The organism is Rhodococcus sp. BS-15 (assembly GCF_000813105.1).
Taxonomy (GTDB): domain Bacteria; phylum Actinomycetota; class Actinomycetes; order Mycobacteriales; family Mycobacteriaceae; genus Rhodococcoides.
The window spans coordinates 1-15,728 of the sequence record NZ_BAOX01000093.1; the positions used below are offsets into that span (position 1 = coordinate 1).

13 protein-coding genes and 1 pseudogene are annotated in these 15,728 nt (G+C 58.8%); 7 read left to right on the forward strand and 7 right to left on the reverse strand.

Annotation, left to right across the window (positions count from 1 at the left end; translation table 11 throughout):
* The 7 genes and pseudogenes from RHBS_RS12885 to RHBS_RS32235 form a co-directional block, all read left to right on the forward strand.
* The coding region (locus RHBS_RS12885; protein ID WP_128645734.1) for an FtsX-like permease family protein at positions 1–1,206 on the forward strand (1,206 nt) is incomplete at its 5' end.
* A 184-nt stretch (positions 1,207–1,390) separates the two neighbouring features.
* Complete coding sequence (locus RHBS_RS32220; protein ID WP_374700591.1) at positions 1,391–2,431, forward strand: AMP-binding protein; 1,041 nt, start codon at positions 1,391–1,393, stop codon at positions 2,429–2,431.
* Between the two features lie 233 nt (positions 2,432–2,664).
* A complete protein-coding gene (locus RHBS_RS32225) occupies positions 2,665–3,948 on the forward strand; it encodes an alpha/beta fold hydrolase (RefSeq protein ID WP_374700592.1) in 1,284 nt (427 codons plus the stop codon).
* Positions 3,949–4,110: 162 nt separating this feature from the next.
* Positions 4,111–4,332, forward strand: a pseudogene (locus RHBS_RS32230) (alpha/beta fold hydrolase); the annotation flags it as partial.
* Entirely contained in the window at positions 4,239–4,961 is a 723-nt protein-coding gene (locus RHBS_RS31795; RefSeq protein WP_374700593.1) for an alpha/beta hydrolase, read from the forward strand. The pseudogene RHBS_RS32230 and the gene RHBS_RS31795, both read left to right, overlap by 94 nt.
* The gene (locus RHBS_RS12900) at positions 4,958–5,596 is read left to right on the forward strand and encodes an LON peptidase substrate-binding domain-containing protein (RefSeq protein WP_128645735.1); all 639 of its coding nucleotides are present in this window, start codon (positions 4,958–4,960) and stop codon (positions 5,594–5,596) included. The genes RHBS_RS31795 and RHBS_RS12900 overlap by 4 nt, the downstream gene beginning before the upstream one ends.
* Before the next feature lie 47 nt (positions 5,597–5,643).
* The gene (locus RHBS_RS32235; RefSeq protein WP_128645736.1) at positions 5,644–5,916 is read left to right on the forward strand and encodes a helix-turn-helix domain-containing protein; all 273 of its coding nucleotides are present in this window, start codon (positions 5,644–5,646) and stop codon (positions 5,914–5,916) included.
* Positions 5,917–5,962: 46 nt separating this feature from the next.
* Here the strand turns inward: RHBS_RS32235 and RHBS_RS12910 are convergent, their stop codons facing one another.
* The 7 genes from RHBS_RS12910 to RHBS_RS12940 all read right to left on the reverse strand — a co-directional run bounded on the left by RHBS_RS12910 (position 5,963) and on the right by RHBS_RS12940 (position 15,436).
* The gene (locus tag RHBS_RS12910; RefSeq protein WP_128645737.1) at positions 5,963–6,430 is read right to left on the reverse strand and encodes a hypothetical protein; all 468 of its coding nucleotides are present in this window, start codon (positions 6,428–6,430) and stop codon (positions 5,963–5,965) included.
* Entirely contained in the window at positions 6,430–7,389 is a 960-nt protein-coding gene (locus tag RHBS_RS12915) for a caspase family protein (protein ID WP_128645738.1), read from the reverse strand. The genes RHBS_RS12910 and RHBS_RS12915 overlap by 1 nt, the downstream gene beginning before the upstream one ends.
* A gap of 2 nt (positions 7,390–7,391) precedes the next feature.
* Positions 7,392–7,772 carry a TIR domain-containing protein gene (locus RHBS_RS12920; RefSeq protein ID WP_128645739.1) on the reverse strand — a complete coding sequence of 127 codons (381 nt, stop codon included), beginning with the start codon at positions 7,770–7,772 and terminating at the stop codon, positions 7,392–7,394.
* Positions 7,773–7,995: 223 nt separating this feature from the next.
* Complete coding sequence (locus RHBS_RS12925; protein WP_128645740.1) at positions 7,996–8,724, reverse strand: M48 family metallopeptidase; 729 nt, start codon at positions 8,722–8,724, stop codon at positions 7,996–7,998.
* Positions 8,711–11,803 carry a type I restriction endonuclease subunit R gene (locus tag RHBS_RS12930; RefSeq protein WP_128645741.1) on the reverse strand — a complete coding sequence of 1,031 codons (3,093 nt, stop codon included), beginning with the start codon at positions 11,801–11,803 and terminating at the stop codon, positions 8,711–8,713. The genes RHBS_RS12925 and RHBS_RS12930 overlap by 14 nt, the downstream gene beginning before the upstream one ends.
* Positions 11,800–12,909 carry a restriction endonuclease subunit S gene (locus RHBS_RS12935; RefSeq protein ID WP_128645742.1) on the reverse strand — a complete coding sequence of 370 codons (1,110 nt, stop codon included), beginning with the start codon at positions 12,907–12,909 and terminating at the stop codon, positions 11,800–11,802. The genes RHBS_RS12930 and RHBS_RS12935 overlap by 4 nt, the downstream gene beginning before the upstream one ends.
* Positions 12,910–13,003: 94 nt before the next feature.
* A complete protein-coding gene (locus RHBS_RS12940) occupies positions 13,004–15,436 on the reverse strand; it encodes a type I restriction-modification system subunit M (protein ID WP_236745381.1) in 2,433 nt (810 codons plus the stop codon).
* Positions 15,437–15,728: the final 292 nt, after the last annotated feature.

A 15,728-nucleotide genomic window follows, 5' to 3' on the forward strand; every position in this document is an offset into this window, starting at 1 on the left:
GTCGCGCTGATCGTCGCCACCGCACTGGCCGCACCGTCGCTGTCACGGCCGGTGGTCGGCGCGCTGGGTGCAGTCATCACCCGCCCGTTCGGAGCGATCGGACGCTTGGCCAGGACCAACTCGGTTCGCAACCCGCGACGCACCGCGGCCACCGCCTTCGCCCTGATGCTCGGCCTCATGCTCGTCACCGTCATCGGCGTGCTCGGATCCACTGCCAAGGCCAGCGTCGACTCACTCGTCGACACCGGCGTCGAGGCGGACTACATCCTCTCCGGTCCGCAGTCGATCGGCGTCCCGACCGGTGCCACGACGGCTGCACAGCAGGTGGCCGGCGTGGACCGCACAGCGGTACTGCACCCGGTGTTCGTCACCATCGCCGGGCAAGAGGAGTACGGCGCCGCCATCGACGGGTCACCCGAGGGACTGCTCGAGCTGTCGATGGTCCAGGGCACTGCAGACCTGGACAGCGACGGATTCTCGGTATCGGAAACCGAAGCGGCCGCGCGCGGATGGACGGTCGGAACCGAGGTCACCTTCGACACCGTGGACGGGGCGTCGGTCCCCGTGACCGTCACCGGCGTGTTCACCGACAATCCGCTCATCGGGAATTGGATCGTCTCGGGCGACATCTACCAGGAGGTGACGCCGTCCATCACCCGGTCCGACATCCTGGTTCTGGTCAAGGCCACGCCCGGTACCGACCTGGACACGCTGCGAACCGACCTCGAAGCCGCGACCAAGCCCTTCGTCGTCGTCCAGGTTCAGGACGTGGAGGAGTTCAAGGGTAGCCAGGGTCAACAGATCGACACCCTGCTCGCCGTGCTGTACGGATTGCTGGCATTGGCCGTCGTCATCGCCGTGCTCGGCATCGTCAACACGCTGGCCCTGTCGGTCGTGGAGAGGCGTCGGGAGATCGGCATGCTGCGCGCGATAGGCATGCAGCGGCCGCAGGTCCGTCGCATCATCTATCTCGAGTCGCTGCTCATCGCCCTGTTCGGCGCGATCGTGGGCGTCGTCCTCGGCATCGCGTTCGGGTGGGGCTTCGTGCAGACTCTGCGCGACGAGGGCCTGGGCACCATGACCGTGCCGTGGGGCCAGGTGGTGTCGATGCTGCTCGGATCGGCCGTCGTCGGTGTGTTGGCGGCGCTGTGGCCCGCGGTGCGAGCCGCGCGCACGAAGCCGCTGGAGGCCATCGCGGACCTGTAAGGACAAGCCCGAAAACCGACCGGACATTCCGCAACGTCACCCGATTGTTGCGGAATGTCCGGTTTTCCGCTTGCGTAAAAAGGTCATGCACGTCTACCTTTGAGTCGGTAAAACAGTCTTCGAGCCGGTTTGTGGGTTGCAAACCGACTCCGTCATCACGGGTCGGGCTCGTGCAAGGAGAATCATGTCGATTCAGGACATCGATGCGCCGACCCGTCTTCCACTGGCCCCGCTGTGCCGGCCCGAACGTCGCGACACCCTGATGGCCCGCTACCGCGAGGTGGCTCACGCCCTGCCCAACGCCGTCGCGCTCGACGTCGACGGCACCTCGCTGACCTTCGACGAACTCCTCCACCGCGCCTATTCACTGGCCCGCAAGATCGCCACCCTCTTTCCCGCCGATTCTCGGCCGCTCGCCGTGGACACCGACGCGACGACGAATTCGATCGTGCTGATGCTGGCCGTCGTCGCCGCAGGTCATCCCCTGGTGCCGCTCGACCCCATGCTTCCCGCCGAGCGCCGCGCCACGATCATCGACCAAGCAGCTGCGACGGCGATCGACTCCGCCACCGTCGCCGCCGCCATGGACTCCTGTGTTCCGCTGCCGACGCTGTCGGGCGATCACACCGCGGTGATCAACTACACCTCGGGATCCACCGGCACGGCCAAGGGCGTGATCCTCAGCCACCGCATGTGTCTGACCAAGGCCTACGAGGTTGCCAACGCGTTGGCACTGAGCCCTCACGACCGCGTCGGAAATTCGCTACCGGTCAGCTTCGGTGCCGGCTTGAACACGTTGTTCGCGGGGTTGCTCAGCGGTGCCGCCGTGCACTGCCGCGACCCCAGGTCGGGTGTCCCCAGCAGCATCGTCGAGTGGACGGCCGCGCATGCCCTGACCACGCTGCACTGCTCGTCGTCACTGCTGCGCGCAGTCTCCGCGGCCGATCACGGACCTACAGGTCGCAGCGGCGTACCTACGCTGCGGGTGGTCATCACGTACGGGGAGGCCCTGCACTCCGACGATGCGGACGCTTTCGGCGTCGATTCGACAGCCGCGCCACGGTGGTCAACTGGTACGCGACCACCGAAGCCGGTGCCGTCGCCTACGGCGAATACCCGCCCGAACGAGCGCTGCCGTCGGGCTTTCTCCCCGCAGGAAGACCCATCGCAGGCAAGCTCGTCGAAGTGGTCACCTCCGACGGGTCGCCGTGCGCACCCGACGTGATCGGCGAGGTACGGGTGACGTCGAACTGCTTGGCCGACGGCTACCTCGGCGGTGCCGGTCTTGACTCCCAACGATTCGCCGCGCTCGGCGACGGTCTGTTCCGGTACCGCACCGGCGATCTGGGACGACTCGACGAACACGGGACGCTGCACCTGGCCGGACGCATCGACGACGCCGTCAAGGTGCGCGGATACCTGGTCGAGCCGGCCGAGGTCGAGGCGGCGCTGCGCGCCATGCCGGAGATCGGCGACGCAGCGGTGATCGGCAGAACCTCCGGCACCGATACCGACCTGGTCGCCTACGTGTGCTCGGCCCGTTCCGGGCGACGACCGTCGGTGGCCGAGATCAGATCGTCGCTGCGCCGGACGCTGCCGGAATGGATGGTCCCCACCCACATCGTCGCGCTCGACGCGATGCCACGGAACGAGCGCGGCAAGCTCGACCGAAGTGCACTGCCCGAGCCCGCTGATCGACGCGTCGAGCGCACTGCGGTCGGCCCGACCGAGTACATCGTGGCCGAGGCCGCACGCACCGCGATCGGGCTGGACACCATCGGCCGGGACGAGGACTTCCTGGCGCTGGGCGGCAATTCGCTGACCACAACGGCAATGCTGGCTCACCTTCGCGAGAGCCTGAAGATCGATCTGACGCCGGAGGACGTGTTCGCGGCAACCACTGTTCGAGCACTGGCCGTGACAGTCGATGCTCGCCTCGAGGACGCGGCAACTGCACGTCGGCGCACAACCGGCGAACACGATGTGCTCGTGCCGCTGCGCACCGAGGGCAGCAAGGCACCGATCTTCCTGATCGGCGGTGCAGGCGTCGGAGCGATGGCATTCCTCAATCTGGTCAAACACATCGACGAGGACCGCCCGGTGTATGCGCTGCAGGCACACGGCCGCGGCAAGCGCGGACGCCCGGACCGCACGATTCGGCGGACCGCGAAGCGCTACGTCGACGCTGTTCGCACGGTCCAGCCCGAGGGCCCGTTCCATCTGGTCGGCCACTCGCTCGGCGGCTGGATTGCCATGGCGATGGCGGAGGAGATCCGAGACTCCGGCCTCGGCTCCCCGCACCTGCTCCTTCTCGACACGCGGCTGTTCCGGCATCTGCTGGACAGGTTGCCCGGCGGTACCGAGGTTCCGGCTGCTCCCCCTGCTCGGACGCGAGAAGAAGCGGGCTTCCACCTCGGCCGCATCGGCACCGCCGCCCTCTGGGTACGAATGCAGTTCGCCGGGTTGCTGCGCTACCCGACCACGATGGAATGGTTGGTCTTCGCGAGCATCGGGTACGTGGCGTTGAACAAGCACGTGCCGACACCGTGGTCGGGTTCGATGACCGTGGTTCGCACAGCAGAGAACGTGAAAGATCTCAGGTCGTGGCAGACGGTCGGCCGTGGTGAGCTGACCTTCGTCGACATCTCGGGAGATCACATCGACATGTTGCGCGAACCGATGGCCGAGCACTTGGCCGAGACGATCGCGACCACCTTCGACGATGCGGGGCTCGCGCGCTGACCGAGGGTCTGTCGCAGCGTCGGCTCAGCTTGTACGTTTGTGCCAACGGCTCGCCGAGCCACGCGACGATCCGGGAATCACACGACGAGGAGGTCGACCATGAGTTCATCGTACGAATTGCAGTCGGTAGAACTACACAAGGACGTCCTGCGATACGTGGACATGGGCGACGGCCCGCCCGTGATTCTGGTGCACGGCCTGCTCGGATCGCATCAGTCCTGGGGCACGCAGATCGAACGTCTGTCGCACAAGTATCGGGTCATCGCACCCGACCTGTTCGGCCACGGTGAATCCGACAAGCCGACCGGCGACTACTCGCTGAGTTCGCACTCGGCCACCATTCGCGATCTCATGGATCACCTGAACATCGACTCCGCCCCGATGGTCGGTCACTCCCTCGGCGGCGGCATCGTCATGCAGCTGACGTATCTCTTCCCCGAGCGGTAGATCGCCTGGCGCTGGTCAGCAGCGGCGGCCTCGGCCCCGAAGTGAGCCTGCTCCTCAAGGCCGCGACGCTGCCCGGCAGCGAGCTGGTGCTCCCGCTGCTCGCATCGGACTGGTTCCGCAGGAACACCGAGAGTGCGCTGGCGCAGTTGGGCAAATGGGGTCTGCCGGTGAAGCCGGGCCCCAGCATGGCCGAGACCTGGCGGTCGTTCCGGTCGGTGGCAGACCGCTCCACCCGCGGCGCGTTTCTGGCGTCGACGCGGGCAGTGGTGGGCCCGCGTGGTCAGACCGTCAGCGCGAAGCAACATTTCGAGAAGTTCGAGTCGATTCCGTCGCTGCTCGTCTGGGGCGGCAAGGACCGGATGATTCCCGCCAAGCACGCCGACAACATTCGACGCGAGGTTCCGAACAGTCGCGTCGAGATATTTCCCGACGCCGGGCACTTTCCCCAGCTCGACGAGCCGGACTTCTTCTTCCGACTGCTCGACGAATTCCTGGACTCCAACCGGACCGAGAAGAGCGCGCCTGCGGCGATCACCCCGGCGGCTGTTCCGTTGCAGCACCCGTGAGCGTGACCCCGATGTTCCCGCTCGGCAGCGTGCTGCTTCCCGGCGAACGCCTTCCACTGCACATCTTCGAGCCGAGGTACCAAGCTCTGGTGCACGACTGCCTGAAGCAGGACGATCCGAGCTTCGGCGTGGTACTCATCGCGCGTGGGCACGAGGCCGGCGGCGGCGACGTTCGCCACGATGTGGCCACCACCGCACACATCATCGGCCACGAGTCCATCGGTGACGGCCGATATCTACTCGAATGCGTCGGCGGCGAACGGATCAGGATCGACGCCTGGCTGCCGGACGATCCGTACCCGCTGGCCGACGTTCGAGCGTGGCCGGACGAAGACACCGACTCGGTGATCGCCGACACCGAATTCGACGCCACCTGGGCGCGGGTCGAGGATCTCTACGAGCTGATCGGTCGACTCGAATCGACGGAAACCGTTGCCACACCGGGCGTTCCGGACTTCCTGGGCCTGCCGATCTCAGCCGCCGAGAAGATCTGGTCGCTGACAGCTCTGATTCCGATGGGTCAGTCCGATCGACTCGACATCCTGGCTGCGCCGGACGCCAGAGCACGCATGACCGCTCTGAACGACGCCATCGAGAATGTCACCGCCGTCGTGCAATTCAGACTGCAGCCCTGATAACCGAACACATCTGCAACACAGACGAGTCAGGCCCGACATCATCGATGTCGGGCCTGACTCGTGTAGTAGTCCTTGCGCAAGCCAACTACAACCCCTCAGGAAGTGTGAAAACACGGCCTGATCAGGGACTATTGCGACCAACCACGTTCCGGTCGCGTGTGACGAAACGGAAGAAATCGGACGTCGTTGAGCTCTATGCGTCCGGTCTTAGTGCCCTTGACGTTGCCGAGCGAGTTGGCATCGGCAAGTCGACTGTGCTGAAGATTCTCAAGACTGAAGGCGTTCACGTACGGCCGCGGGGTGTGCGACTGAGCTAAATTCTGGCCCCAGGACTATGTGTATAGCGATCACGAAGATATCAGACTATCGCTTCAACCCATCTGGCCAGATTACATGCACGTTCTTATTTAGCCCTCGGGTGTACGCAACTACGTCAGCTGTTCCTCCAAGCCCACGCGAACTTTGGCCGTCCCAAACCGCTAACAATTCGTCCGAAAGATCAGCCACACGTTTACCAGCAGCAAAAAACGCTTCTTCGCTCGGAGCGTCGAAATCCAATACTTCAGTCCACGAAGCGGCCACCAAGAGACTCCTGTACATGTCTAGACTCTCACGGTCGAAAGTAGACTCATAGTTTTCGCATGGAATGACGACATGCAGCTGATGACCGCGATCAACTACCGCTTTCGCGAAAAGCTGATCCGACCCTGCCGCGAGGCTACAAATACCAGTAGCGCCTTCATGCTCAACAAGATACTCATTGATAACGTCAGACGCAAAGTTCAGGGCTTCTTGTGGCATCTGTTGGTGACCAGAAAATCCGACTCGCATTAAATTCTCCCATCCTGGGCGAGAGTCCAGTAATGCTGTCCAAGCCGTGTAAGCTGACATGGCTTTCTGTGCATGGCCGCCCAGTAAAGGTGCTCTTCATCTACCGGCTCTAATAATCGTGCAGCTCTCAGCTTCTGAAATGACTGAAATATCTCGACGTGTTCCGGAACAGCATCATCCTTTTCCGTGTACTCATATGATGGATCTAGGGGATACAGAAAATCTCTCTGCGGGAAGAGGTCGGGCAACTTCCGTAAGCTACTCAACGATACTGCTGGGTCAACTTTCCGAAGCATGTGGAGACGGTCAATATTTGCCTTAAACACAGGACGCTGTTCCCAAGCGTTAAACGATTCGGTGATATAAGCGTAGATGCCTGCAACGTCGACATTACCAAGAATATCGGCAGCTCCACCTTCCAGGGCACCCTCAAGATAGGTGGAGAAAAGCCCTCGTCCATCATCAGTCTCTGCAGATGTTTGATCACCGCGACTTGCGGTAAGCACACTTACTCCTTCCCGAAGTACCGATAAATCGAGATTAAGCTGTGGAACTCCGGCCGCGTTTCCCGCGAAGCAACAATCAAGAACGACAATCACTTCCTTCAGCGAGGACGCGTTGATTGCGGTGAAAATTTCCGATAGCTTAACGCCCGTCGTTCGGCCTGCACCCTCCTGGGTTACTAAACTCACGTCATGAGCAAGTTGCTCTCCGTGCCCAGCGAAATAAAGCAATGCAACATCTGCGCCACCCGCTAGTAACCGCTCGACGTCCTCGAGTAATGACTCGCGGGTTATTCTATTCTTGTCACTAGCCCTCGAAACACAATTGAAATTGGGGCTATCGTCCTCATTTCTAGAAAGTAGCGGCTTAATTGAATTTACATCATTGACACAACCACCCAGATTGTTCACGTGGTCATATGTATCGATTCCGATTAGGAGTGCGCGCTTAAGCATGACTATAGAGCATCAATAATGTTAGCGACATTCTCCCACGTCCAGACATAGCAGGGCGCCCCAGCCATTTCTGCGGGTTTTGTGCGATAGCCATCTTCGATCCAAATACCGTAAACTGGTTTACCTTCTTCTACCGCACAAGAAATTTCCCACAGTTGCCCATCTGCCTTCGGCGTGCTGGACGATATCAAGACGATAATTCCGTCACTACGTCGAATGCGTGTACGTACTTTATTCCTCCACTCTGTTTCATACGGTTCCTTTACAGACATGTCTACGAATTCAAACGGTGTATCAGGGTGAACTTTCTGTCCCGTAAATAGATTACGAGTACTCTCGTCTTCTTTAGCAAAAGCGATGAAAACTACTTTTGCATTTGCCATTGCTGTAACCTCCTATAGTTTGTGTTCTAGAACTTAGTGTAGTTGATATCCGCGTACTACACAATAACTTCCATCTAAGCACAAGCGCAGTGAAACTAATTCGAATCTTGTCCTATCGGTTTCCTTGCCAGACTGTCCTCGCTCATCTGACCTACTGTGTCTGTCTTCGAAAATACTCGCAGTTTGTTCGCGGCATCTCTCAGATCACGAGACGAACGGCTGATTACGGTGACACCCAGTCTTCGGTTGCCAAAGGAGACCCGTTGAGCTGGTCTCGCCGGCTACGCCAATCCGACAAATGTGTGTCCATTAAGTTTGTGAACTTTGCTCCGTGTCCCCGTTCGAAATAATGCATCATCTCGTGGACCACGATGTACTCAAGACAATCAGGATGCTTCTTGGCAAGCTCGACATTCAACCAGATGTGTCCCGTTTCGCGATTACATGAACCCCATTTTGTCTTCATGCACCGAACGCTCCACCTGGCGACAGTCACACCGAGCTTCTCCTCCCACATCGCGATCAAAGGAGGCAGTGCGTGTCGAAGCTGGCCGCGGTACCACTTGTCTAGGTACTCGCGGCGCTTGTCTGGTGAGGTTCCAGCCGGCACATACAAGATCAGTCTGTCGCCGTATGGCTCGAAGTGAGCGCGACCGGGCCGCTCAACAACCTTGATTCGGCGACGTATCCCCCACACGTAATGCGATTCGCCGGTAACCATCTCGCGCTCTGTTTGACGGGGTACCGATTTGAACTGCTCGCGTTGCTTTTTGATCCACGGAAGACGCTGGATGACGGCAAGACGAACTTGATCATCGTTCAGCCTCAGAGGAGCAGCAACGCGAACGCGACCTAGCGGCGGATACACCCCGATGTGCAGGTTCTTTATGTCCTTGTAGAGCACGTCGATGTCAATGCCGCGGACGGTGAGGTAGGCACTAGCGGTACTCATCTCGCGCCTTCACCAAGTCAAACACTTCGTTGAGCTTGTCATCGTCGTACTCGTCTGGCAGCGTTTTCCTCAGAGCGCGCTTGACGACCTTCTCTTTCAAAAGGTTGCCGACCCATGCGTCCGGTTTAGTTGTCCGCACCGCCGTGTCAATCTGAAGAGCCAGATGCTCGGTAGGCCAGAAGTAGTCAACAAGTGCCTTGCGCGCACCGTCCGTCACCCAGTCGGCGTACTCGTGGCCGGTTCCTTCACCGGTACCGAGGTTTTTCGCGGTTTCGAGCAACTTGGCAAGGTACTGCTGGTAATCAATTGTCTGCTTACGACGCTCTTCGATGATCGCATCGAGCAGCTCGCTCATCTTGTCGTAGTATTTCGGGTTGAGCGCGTGCTCGTCGATGATGACCTTGCGCATGTTGTTGGTGATGGTCGCAGCGACCGACTCGGGATCTTTCTTGATGCCGGCAGGTAACTTGTCGATCGCCTCAGCGCCGAGCTTGACGATAAGATCCACGAGGCCGGTGTCCTCGAACTCTGAAATGACCTGGCTCGCGTCGGCACGAATGTAGGTGTCGAGCAGGTACCGCATTCCCGCTTCGTACTGCTTGAAATCGACGTCTTCACCAGCACCGAGCTTCACCTCGGCTCTGACGTCGATGTAGTGCGCGATCTCAGTCTTGATGTCTGCGATCTGCTTCTCGCTGTATCCGGCCTCGATCATGTCGTTGGCAAGGTTGCTGTAGGCGCGTGACACAGCTGACACGCTCTTGTAGAGCTCGACACGCTTTGGCTCGTTTGCCTTGAGCTGGGCGGCGTCACCTTGATCTTGGGCGCAAAAATATTGCTGATACTGGAGAGTGCCTTTCGGTGGTGCGACAGCCTCGACCAGCGCCCGAACTCGCTCCAATGCTTCGTCGAGATCGTCTCGCGCCTTCTCGACGCGATCCCCAAGCAACCCGTCGATGTCTTCCTTCTCGTACCCGTCGAGAGCTCCGGAGGTGTAGTCGGTGATTGCGTCCTCAAGCGAGTTGAAGAGGTCCTGATAGTCGACGATGTAGCCGTAGTCCTTGTCCTCACCGTCGAGTCGGTTGACCCTGCAGATGGCTTGGAACAGGCCGTGATCGCTCATCTTCTTGTCGATGTAGAGGTAGGTCGCGCTCGGCGCATCGAAACCAGTCAGCAGCTTGTCCACCACGATCAGCAGTCGCATCTGGCCGGGGTTCTTGACGAATTGTGCTTTGACTTCCTTCTCGAATTGCTCGACCTTGCCGACCGCGGCATCCTCGGACTCGCCGAAGTAGTCGGCGAGCATGCGGCGGTAGATGTCGTACTGTCGCAGCTTCTCGGTCTTGCCCTCGCCGGAATCTTCTTTGGAGATGTCGCTGGCGTTTGGCGTGTAGCTGGTGACGATGGCGCACTTGCCCTTAAAGCCAGCGTTGCAGAACAACTCGTAGAACTTGCAGGCCTGGTAGATCGACGATCCGACCAGCATGGCGTTGCCGCGCTTGTCCATTAGCCGCGGCTTGATTTCCATGTCGAGGAGGATGTCGTCGACGATCTGCTTGGCACGCGGCTCGCTCGACACGACTTTCTGCATTGTGCCCCAACGCTTTTTCAGCTCAGCCTTGGACAGATCGGTCATACCCATGGTCTTGGCTTCGAACCACTTGTCGACCTTGCCTGGTGAGGTGAGGTCTTGATCGATGCTCCGGGCTTCGTAGCGCAGATCGAGCACAACGCCGTCCTTGACTGCTTCGTCGAACTTGTAGGTGTGGATGAAGGAGCCGAAGGTCTCGATACTCGTGGCCTTGTCCACCTTGAGCAGCGGAGTGCCCGTAAATCCGATGAACATCGCATCCGGGAGCAGCTGCTTCATCGCCGTGTGCATCTTGCCTGATTGCGTCCGATGAGCCTCATCAACGAAGACGAAAATGTTGCCCTTCGCCTTGAAGTCTTCAGGGATGGTGGCGTTCAGATCTTTGATGAAGTCGTTCGTCGAGCCGTCGTCCTCATCTGTATCGCCTGCGCGAAACTTGTGAACGAGTGAACCGATCAGCCAATGCTCCGAAGCGTTGAGGGCTCCAATTAGGTCCGAACCACTCTTGGTGCGGTAGATCTTCTCGTTAACACCGTTGAATACGCCTTCGATCTGGTCGTCGAGTTCGGTTCGGTCGGTGATAAGCAAAACCCTCGGATCATCCTGATGCTCTCGGATCCACTTGGCCAGCCACACCATCGTCAGGCTCTTGCCCGATCCCTGGGTGTGCCAGATGATGCCGCCTTCGCGCTTCGCAATCCGTTGCTGTGCTGCTTTGACGCCGAAGTACTGGTTGTGGCGTGGCCCCTTCTTGACGCCCGCGTCGAACACGATGAAGTCGTGGATAAGTTCGAGGAATCGATCCTTGTCGCACAGCTGCAGAAGCGCTCGATCAAGCGGATCGGCGACGTCTGACGGTTCCTTCCACTCCAGCCAATACTTCTCTTGAGTGTCGATGACTCCGTAGCGCAGTCCTTCAACATCGTTGCCGGCAAAGACAAACTGGACAGTGGAGAAGAAGGACCGGATGAACTGCTTGTCCTGATTGCCGATGGTTTGCCGAATGCCCTCTGAAACAGCGACTTTCGACCGCTTCAATTCCAGGGTGCTGAGCGCGATCCCATTGACGTAGAGCACGATGTCCGGCCGCTTAGTGTGCTCACCTGCAATGGTCACCTCTTCGGCGACAGCAAAGTGGTTCGCATCCGGTGTCGACCAGTCGATCAGCCAGACAGTCTTGGCGTTCTCACCAATACCTGGCTTCACCTTTACCCCGTAACGAAGCAGGCCGTACACGTCTCTGTTGGCTTCATACAGATCATGGCCCGCGCCGACAGCGGCAGCTTTGGCGAGTTGGTCGAGCGCACGGTTGATCAGATTGCCGTCGTAGCCGCGCGCCTTCAGGTTCTGCACTAGCATCTCGGTCTCAACATTGGAATTGCTCTCGCGATACTCCCACTTCCCGAGGTACTCATAGTCGAGCTGGTCGCGCAATAGCCCGACGACGCGATCCTGAGCCTTTCGCTCGACCTGTCCTACGTCGCTCATGATACAGCCCGCAGCCGAGCCGGTAACAAGGTCTGAGACAGTCCCGTCTGAACATCGCGAGCCTTGCGTGCTGCCCTCTCAGCACGTGCGGTCTCCGCCTCGAAATCACGTATGACATGCGCGATTGCGCGTTGCTCTTCGATCCCAGGAATTCGGACGCGAAGCTGGGAGAACTCCGGCCATCGGAGGCTGCCTCGCCGGTTTACGGACGCGTTAGTGACCTTCGCAAAATCCTGTCGGAATGAATCAAGCTTGAGTAATCGATGCAAGAAGTAAGTATCGACCTTACCGGGGCGCGGTGCCATCACCACGTAAATCGGACTGACAACACCTTTATCGACAAGTTCCTGGAGACCGATTGACCCCTCTTCCACGTGGTTGGACGGATACCCAATGTCACCCCGACGAATAACCAAGTACCCGCTCAAATTCCGACTAAAGACTTGGCTCTTAAAATAGTCCAACGAGCGAACAAACCCGCGATCTTTGGTGCAGCTCAGCACCTCAATGTCCTTGCCTGTCGCATTACGCTCTGACCGAGGGGTCATCAGCGTAGAAATCTGCACGTCCTGCCATGGAGCTGTAAACCCTGGAAGTCGGGACCGCCCAGTCAACAGCGATTCCCGCACTCCGAGACTCAAAAGTGACTGCTTGCGGTGTTTCACTTCCGCGGCAGCGACGTACGCATCTGCGTCTTTGAGTTGAGTGACGATCTGTTCTTGTTCGCTTAATCCTGGAACCTCGAACTCGAGTTCCATGAGTTTCGTCTTGGAGATGTTGTAGCGGGTGAACCCTTGGGCAAGCTGCGCCACCAGTGCGCGTCCCTGAGGTCCGCGGAACATATAGGCGAGGAACGTGGGACTCACTTCAGCAGCAGAGGGGGCAAGTCGGTACCCGAAGCAGAAGCTGTTGAGGAAGGTCCTCTGAGGCATGTCGACCTCCACAACTGCAGCGAGAGCAACGTCTTCCGCGGTCTCGGATGTGCCGTTGAAGAGAATGTCGCCCCTGCGAACGCCGTTCTGTGACTCGTTAGCACGAACATCTACCGGTGCGAGGCCCGAGTGGTCTCGAATCCTCGCAGCGGCCATCAGCCCGGTGAAGGTCACAAATTGAGCTTCACCATGACCAAAGTCGCTTTGGTTTTGCCAGTCAAACCGCCATAGGTATTTCCGAGGTCCCGGAGTCGAACAGTCGTCGCCATTAGTTCACTCCTAGCGACGCCAAATGGCCGCGAAGGCGCTCAGCCAGCCGAGCCTCTTCGAGTCTGAGGGTCTCGACGTCGTCCTCATATCGTGTTCCCAACTCACGCAGACGACGAACAAGCCGCTCCGCAACGCTGGTAACCTGGCTCGTCACCCCACGGTCCACGCTCGCCAACCACTTGCTATCCAACACAACACTCTTGACATCGGGTTCAGAGAGATCGTTGTACTTCTTCAGCGTGACAAGGTCCAGCTCGGCCTGGGCATCCTTAGCTGCTTTCTTAATCGCAGCCTCGGCCTCATAAAGCTCAGCAACTTTCTCCAGCGCCTCGATTTCGTCTGGATCGGACTGGTCGCGCTTGGCGAAGCGAAGCCGTGCCGCGACGAGTGCTTTGGAAATCTTATCGTCGTCCATAGCCTCGGCGAGCAGGCCGTCCTCGACGGTGTGCTCTTCGAGATACTCTTCAAGAACTCGTGTGGCTTCGTCTTCGGCGATGCTGAGTTCGTCAATCATTGTCTGCTGGTCCGACAGATACCGGGCTACAATCAGCGCTGGCGGAACGAGGTCCATTTTGTACTTCTGGGCGCTGCGCCCGCTGCCGACAACAAGATCGGGACTCTCCGCGAGTTTGCGATCCTTATCTTCAATCGTCTTGCGTGGCTTGGCCGCTGCGAGCCAGCCGTCGTTCATTACGAGGAAGACGTCGTCGTGCATGGTTCCATGCCAGTAGCTCATGAGCTGTTCGTAGACGTCGTACTCGTCGAGCAGTGGCATCGGCTTGAAACGTGCGAGCAGGTCTTCGCCCAGCACGGCAATCAGATCGTTTGGTGTCGTGTTCTCGTCGACGCCGGCGAGCGTCTCGCGATGGCTCTTGAACCAGTCGTCGGTGATGGTCTTGGATTCATCGACGAACTTCTGGAACTCGGACGAATCCAGGATTGCCTGCCGAACCTTGCCGACGTCGATGGTGAGATCGCTGTAGCCGGGCCGATTGGGCTTGAGGAGCTGGCCACGGAGTTGTGGGAACGCATCCCAGTAGGGTGCGAGTGCATCGAGGTCGGTGTTCGGGATGCCACCATGCAAGTGGGCACTGAGGTCTTGCAGGTCCTCGGGATCGGAAGAGTCGATGTAACGCGTGATGTTGAGATTGCAGTCGTTCTTGGGATTGGAGATCTCGCTCATCGGCACCATCCGGGAGTAGCGCGGGATCTCGATCTGCCGAATAGAGCTGTCGACGATCTTGTGGATGTCCTGGCTACGGAGGCGGTTCTTGTTTCCATCCTTCACGAACCCCTTGGACGCGTCGATCATGAAAACACCCGTGCGAGCTTGAGCGTTCTCCTTGTCTAAAATTACGATGCAAGCGGGAATGCCTGTGCCATAGAAAAGGTTTGGCGGAAGCCCAATAATACCCTTTATGTAGCCATGTTTTAGTAAGCGGGTCCGGATGGCGCCTTCAGCATTACCTCGAAACAGCACACCATGCGGGAGGATAATCGCGGCCTTACCATTGCTCTTGAGGGACGACAAGGCGTGCAGAAGAAATGCAAAGTCACCATTTTTTTCGGGGGGACGACCAAATTCAAAGCGGCCGAATTCGTTCTCAAGACCGTTATTCCAGGATTTGACGGAAAACGGCGGGTTCATGACGATATAGTCGAAAGTCCGTAGATGATCACCTTTTGTGAAATGCGGACTCGTTATCGTGTCGCCCTTTTCAATCTCGGCTATCTCGTTGCCGTGCAGAATCATGTTCATCTTCGACAGCGCCCACGTAGCATTGTCTTTCTCTTGACCGTAGATGGACATTCCTCGCGGGGCCTCTGCAGCTGCCTTCAGCAGGAGTGAACCAGAACCGCAAGCAGGATCGTAGACTGTCTGGTCCTGACGAGTGTCCGACCCGATGCCGACAACCTTGGCGAGGATGCGCGACACCTCGGCGGGCGTGTAGAACTGTCCTTTGCTTTTGCCAGCCTCGGTAGCGAAGTGACGCATTAGGTACTCGTAGGCGTCACCCAGCAGGTCATCGCCTTCGGCACGTGAGCCACGGAAGTCCAGGTCGTCGAAGATCGTCACTAGCTTTGACAGCCGGTCAACCATCTCTTTGCCCTTGCCGAGCTTCTCCTCGTCATTAAAGTCCGCCAGGTCGATCACGTTACGAAGATCGTTCGCATCGGCGAGCTTGGCGATGATCTTGTTGAGCCGGTCGCCAATCTCCTTGTCATTCTTCGCTGCGAGCATGTCCTTGAACGATCCCCCTGCCGGAACGTCGATCAGACTGCTCGTGTCCGCCTTCGCTTTGTCCGAAACGTACTTAACGAAGAGCAGCGTCAGGATGTAGTCCTTGTACTGGGAGGCATCCATGCCACCCCGCAGCTGGTCGCAGCTAGCCCAGAGTGAGCTGTAAAGGTCGGACTTTTTAAGTGCCACTGCCGGTCTTCCTGTCGTTTCAGTTACTGCCATATGCAGCCAGTTTATCACTTTTCGAACATATGTACGAGACTGCAATTACCCTCTGACAGCTTCAGCATGTCAAACAAGTCGTGCTGCCCGAAGCGTTTGAGCCAGCGTGTTCGCAACTGACATCCGACGGATTCTTCAATCCATCGACGGCCGAACCACCAGCGACGCTTCAGCGGCGCGCTCCCGGAAGCACTGCATTCTTAGCAAGAATCGTGTGTCAGCAAGCCATCCCGTAATCGGGCTCTTCGCACTTGGTAGG

Excerpts from the sequence above, each read along its gene's own strand:
- RHBS_RS32225 (WP_374700592.1), top strand. The coding sequence starts at position 2,665 with ATGCCGGAGATCGGCGACGCAGCGGTGATCGGCAGAACCTCCGGCACC.
- RHBS_RS12930 (WP_128645741.1), bottom strand. The coding sequence starts at position 11,803 with ATGAGCGACGTAGGACAGGTCGAGCGAAAGGCTCAGGATCGCGTCGTC.
- RHBS_RS12920 (WP_128645739.1), bottom strand. The coding sequence starts at position 7,772 with ATGGCAAATGCAAAAGTAGTTTTCATCGCTTTTGCTAAAGAAGACGAG.
- RHBS_RS12915 (WP_128645738.1), bottom strand. The coding sequence starts at position 7,389 with ATGCTTAAGCGCGCACTCCTAATCGGAATCGATACATATGACCACGTG.
- RHBS_RS12925 (WP_128645740.1), bottom strand. The coding sequence starts at position 8,724 with ATGAGTACCGCTAGTGCCTACCTCACCGTCCGCGGCATTGACATCGAC.
- RHBS_RS12910 (WP_128645737.1), bottom strand. The coding sequence starts at position 6,430 with ATGCGAGTCGGATTTTCTGGTCACCAACAGATGCCACAAGAAGCCCTG.
- RHBS_RS32235 (WP_128645736.1), top strand. The coding sequence starts at position 5,644 with ATGTCGGGCCTGACTCGTGTAGTAGTCCTTGCGCAAGCCAACTACAAC.
- RHBS_RS32220 (WP_374700591.1), top strand. The coding sequence starts at position 1,391 with ATGTCGATTCAGGACATCGATGCGCCGACCCGTCTTCCACTGGCCCCG.